Source organism: Edaphobacter sp. (genome assembly GCF_035532915.1).
GTDB lineage: Bacteria > Acidobacteriota > Terriglobia > Terriglobales > Acidobacteriaceae > Edaphobacter.
On record NZ_DATKQC010000408.1, the window covers coordinates 1 to 4366 of the forward strand.

General features: G+C 60.7%; 5 protein-coding genes. 3 read left to right on the forward strand and 2 right to left on the reverse strand.

Annotation, left to right across the window (positions count from 1 at the left end; all coding sequences use genetic code 11):
* Both VMU57_RS19140 and VMU57_RS19145 read right to left on the reverse strand, forming a co-directional pair.
* The coding region (locus tag VMU57_RS19140; protein ID WP_325386355.1) for a hypothetical protein at positions 1 to 183 on the reverse strand (183 nt) is incomplete at its 3' end.
* 87 nt (positions 184 to 270) lie between these two features.
* Complete coding sequence (locus tag VMU57_RS19145; RefSeq protein ID WP_325386357.1) at positions 271 to 468, reverse strand: DNA-directed RNA polymerase subunit omega; 198 nt, start codon at positions 466 to 468, stop codon at positions 271 to 273.
* 345 nt (positions 469 to 813) lie between these two features.
* Between VMU57_RS19145 and dnaG the strand changes: the two genes are divergently transcribed.
* The 3 genes from dnaG to VMU57_RS19160 form a co-directional block, all read left to right on the forward strand.
* A complete protein-coding gene (gene dnaG, locus VMU57_RS19150; RefSeq protein WP_325386359.1) occupies positions 814 to 2616 on the forward strand; it encodes a DNA primase in 1803 nt (600 codons plus the stop codon).
* Positions 2617 to 2729: 113 nt separating this feature from the next.
* A complete protein-coding gene (locus tag VMU57_RS19155) occupies positions 2730 to 4124 on the forward strand; it encodes a lipopolysaccharide biosynthesis protein (RefSeq protein WP_325386360.1) in 1395 nt (464 codons plus the stop codon).
* 53 nt (positions 4125 to 4177) lie between these two features.
* On the forward strand, positions 4178 to 4366 hold a 189-nt coding region (locus VMU57_RS19160; protein WP_325386361.1), incomplete at its 3' end, for an AbrB/MazE/SpoVT family DNA-binding domain-containing protein.

The window sequence follows — 4366 nt, forward strand, 5'->3', positions numbered from 1 at the left end:
CTTCTCCTCGGCATCCTCCGCGTCCAATTTCGGAGGCTGGATCGCAACGCTGGCATTCGGTGGAGCGGCAGGCAAAGCACCCGGCTTGCCCGCCCGCGCAGGAGTCGGCGCGAACCCGGCGACCGCAACGACAGCCGCAAGCAAAAATACGCTTGAGCTATGCCTGAAGGCGGTAAAGAACATCGGGCTCCCTCCTGTGAGAAGAATAACTCGCATGCAGGAACGGTGCTACCTGATCTCCAAAGCCGAATCGCGGGCCAGGACAGCGGGCTAGGACAACAGTGGAATCAATTCGACAGAGAGGGGAAGGTCAAAGCCATCGGCGATCCGCACAAAGGCATCGTTGATCGTGTGCGGTGTGTTTCGCGAGGAAATATGGAGTCGCCGGGTGGCTTTGGAGGCTGTCTGGCAGAGCTTGTACTTGTTGGCAACGGTCTCTTTGGCACGAAAAATTAGTTCTGAGCGCACGGGAATCTCCCATTCTTTGCGGCGCCTCAAGCTCACGTTCTGCTGAATTCGCGGGTGAAGTGCAGTATCTTATTCGCTTTAAAAGCGTTGCAGAGCGGCAGAGTGTACAGCCCAACGCAACTTTCCGTCGCAGCGGGAAGGGCAAAACCACGCCATTCTTCTTCTGAAGATTCGGTATTTGTCAGCGGTATTACCAGTCTACGCTCTGTGTCCCCTCAAAAGCAGGATATTCGCAGGCCACGGCGTTTTGCCCCGACAAGTAAAGCATCGACCTCCGATTCAACGATGTAGCTTCTCAGCGCCACTCTCCGCATCGACTCATCTAAACTGATACTTCCACCCAGCATGTCCGATAACTTCGCCCAGACCGTCAAGCAGCAGGCCGACATCGTCAAGATCATCGGCGACTACGTGAAGCTGCGCAAAACCGGGGCGCAGAACTATACCGGCCTCTGCCCCTTCCACAAAGAAAAAACCGGTTCGTTCTCCGTCAACGCCAACCACGGCTACTTCTACTGCTTCGGCTGCCACGAAAAAGGCGACGTCTTTACCTTCGTCATGAAGCTCGAAAACGTCAGCTTCCCCGAGGCCATCCGCACCGTTGCCGCCAAGTGCGGCATCCCGCTGCCCAAACGCGAGTTCAACTCGCCCGAAGAGGCACGCGAAGCCGGACTGCGCCGCCAGCTCCTCGACATCCACGAGGCCGCAACCCAGTACTTCGAAGCGCAGCTCAAATCGCCCGAGGCCGCCCGCGCCCGCGAGTACCTCACCGGACGCGGCGTCACGCCCGAGACCATCGCCAAGTTCCGCATCGGCTACGCGCCCGACGACTTCAACGACATGCGCGACCGTCTCAAGCCGCACTTCAACGAAGAGGCCATGCGCGCCAGCGGCCTCTTCAGCGCAAAGGAGCAGGCCGACGGCTCCCACGGCCAGCTCTACGCCCGCTTCCGCAAGCGCATCACCTTCCCCATCGCCAACGAGCAGGGCAAGACCATCGCCTTCACCGCCCGCGCCCTCGACAGCCAGGACGAAAAGGGCCGCGACATCGCCAAGTACATGAACTCGCCCGAGACGCCGCTCTATACCAAGGGACAGGTCCTCTTCAATCTCGACAAGGCCAAGGCCGACATGCGCAACCACGACTTCGCGCTTCTGGTCGAAGGCCAGATGGACTGCATCTCCGTCTACATGGCGGGTGTCCACAACGTCCTCGCCACCTCGGGCACGGCGTTCACCGAGATGCAGGTGCGCCTGCTCAGCCGCTTCACCAAGCGCGTCGTCGTCAACTTCGATCCCGACACCGCCGGAGCCAACGCCGCCGAAAAGTCTATCGCCCTGCTCACCGAAGAGGACTTTGAAGTAAAAGTCGTCGCCCTCGAGGGCGGCCTCGACCCCGACCGCTTCGTCCGCGAGCAAGGCATCCAGGCCTATCTCGCCGCCCTCCGCACCGCCAAGCGCCATTCGGACTACCTCATCGACCGCGCCCGCCAGCTCTTTCCTGCGCGCACCGCGGACGCCAAGGTCAAGGCGCTCAATTTCCTTCTCCCGCACATCCGGCGCATGCCCAACCGCATCCATCGCGACGAGTTCGCCGCCGACGCCGCACAGAAGCTGGGCATCGACTCCCAGATCCTTCGGCAGGAGATCAAGCAGGCAGCAGCCCAGCGCGTCGAAAGCGTCCGCTCGCACAAAGCCGATCCGGCCAGCGAAAACGAGCGCATCCTGCTGCGCGCCCTTGTGCTGCCCGAGAGTGACCCGGCCCGCATCCTCGCCGCCGATCAGCTTTCGCAGCATCCCGAGTGGTACGAGAACCTCCCCGCCGCCGCCGTCATGGAGACGCTGGCCAATGCTCCCGTCCCGCCGAACCCGCTGGACGCCGCCCAGGACCCGCAGAGCCACACTCTGCTGGCGCTGGCGCTTCAACATCACGAAGACCCCGAAGAGGCCGACGCGCGGCCCGACGCGCAATCCATGACCGAGCAGGTCGAGCACGCCCTCCACGCTCTTGAGACTCGCCGGTTGGAACGCCGCCAACGCGAGATCCGCTCCCTCATCGCCGAAGCCGACCGCCGCGGCGACCAGGCCATCCTCACCCAGCTCACCTCCGAAAAGCTCCAGATCGACCGCGCTCTCCGCCAGCGCTGAAATATACCCGGAATTCACACAAATCCTTTAAAATCGATCTATCTTGCAACTTCCTCCTCCCCTCTTACAAAAAACTGCACCCGGTAAACTGAAGCCTGAGGCCAACGACGAAAATGGATAGCTCCGTAAAACGCCGCTTGACCCTTGGGTTCATCTCGAGCTGGATCAGCAAGTTAGCATCGACCATTATTCAGCTCATCCAGGTCCCGGTCTTCCTGCACTTCTGGTCGGTGCCGGTGTATGGCGAATGGATGATCCTCAACTCCATCCCTTCCTACCTTAGTTTCAGCAACATAGGCTTCGGCAGCGTCGCCGGCAACGAGATGACCATGCTGGTCGCCCGTGATGACCGGCAGGGGGCGCTACGCGTCTTCCAGAGCTGCTGGTGGCTCATCGCCATCATCTGTACCGCCGTCATCGCGTTTCTGAGCGTGGTGCTCTACTACATCCCCGCCGCCCGCCTGCTGAAGATCCACAATATCGCCGCTTACGACGCCAAGTGGATCATCTTCTACCTGGGCGTCTCGGTCATGCTCGGCCAGTTCGAGCAGCTTTTGCAAAGCGCCTACCGCTGCATCGGACGCTATCCCTTCGGCTCCTTCATCAAGAGCATGATGTCGCTCTCTGCCTTCGGCTGCATGATCCTCGCTGTGGTCTTTGGCGCGCAACCTCGCACCACCGCCCTCGTCTTTGCCTGCGCGAACGTGACCGGCACCGTCGCCCTCTGCATTCTGGTGCGGCATGACATTCCCTGGATGGAATACGGCTGGAAGCACGCCAGCTTCGCGGAAATCCGCGCCCTGACCCGCCCTGCCATTGCCTTCATGGGCTTTCCCATCGGCAATGCTCTCAACCTGCAGGGCACCCTGCTCGCGGTCGGATACGCTCTCGGGCCGACCGCCGTCGTCATCTTCGGCACGGCCCGCACCGTCTCCCGCGTAGCGCTGCAGATGGTGCAGATGGTCAACACCACCTTCGAACCGGAGATGTCGATCGCCTACGGCGCACGGAACTTCCCGCTGGTGCGCACACTTCTACGCCGCGCCTGCCAGTTGGCGCTGATCGTCGCCTTCGTCATCGTTCTGGGCATGATGTCGGTCGGCCCCTGGTTCCTTCACCACTGGACGGGTGGCCATGTACCGCCGAGCCGTATTCTGCTCGATATTCTTCTGCTGGTCGTTATTCTCTATTCCTTGTGGTCGACCAGTTCGGTGCTGATGACCTCAACCAACCAGCATCAGCGGCTGGCTACCTATTACGTCCTCGGGACCGGCCTCGCCTGCACGCTCTGCTATTTTCTGGCCCGCAGGTTCGGCCTCTATGGAGCCGCCAGTTCGCTGCTGGTCTCCGAGATCGTCATGAACCTGTACGTCGTTCCGGCCTCGCTGCGTATCTCGCGGGACACCTTTCCCGCGTTCGTCGCCAGCATGATGCACTATCCCCATTTCCTGCGCCCAGCGGCTCTGCTGGCCCGCATTCGGAGGTCAGCTCCTGGACTGGAGAGCTGAGTAATAGAGGCAGCGTTATAACATAAGTTATAATTTCACCAGGGGGATCAGCGATGGCGAGCGCAGTGAAGATCACTACAATTGGCAACTCTGTCGGCATCATTCTGCCTAAAGAGGTCTTGTTGAAGCTCAAAGTCGCAAAGGGTGACAGCTTGTACCTTGTGGACACTCCCGAAGGCGTCACGCTGTCTCCGTACGATCAGGATTTTGCCGAGGAGATGGAAGCGGCGAAGCGCGTGATG

Coding starts and splice junctions, on each gene's coding strand:
- dnaG (WP_325386359.1), top strand. CDS start 814: ATGTCCGATAACTTCGCCCAGACCGTCAAGCAGCAGGCCGACATCGTC.
- VMU57_RS19155 (WP_325386360.1), top strand. CDS start 2,730: ATGGATAGCTCCGTAAAACGCCGCTTGACCCTTGGGTTCATCTCGAGC.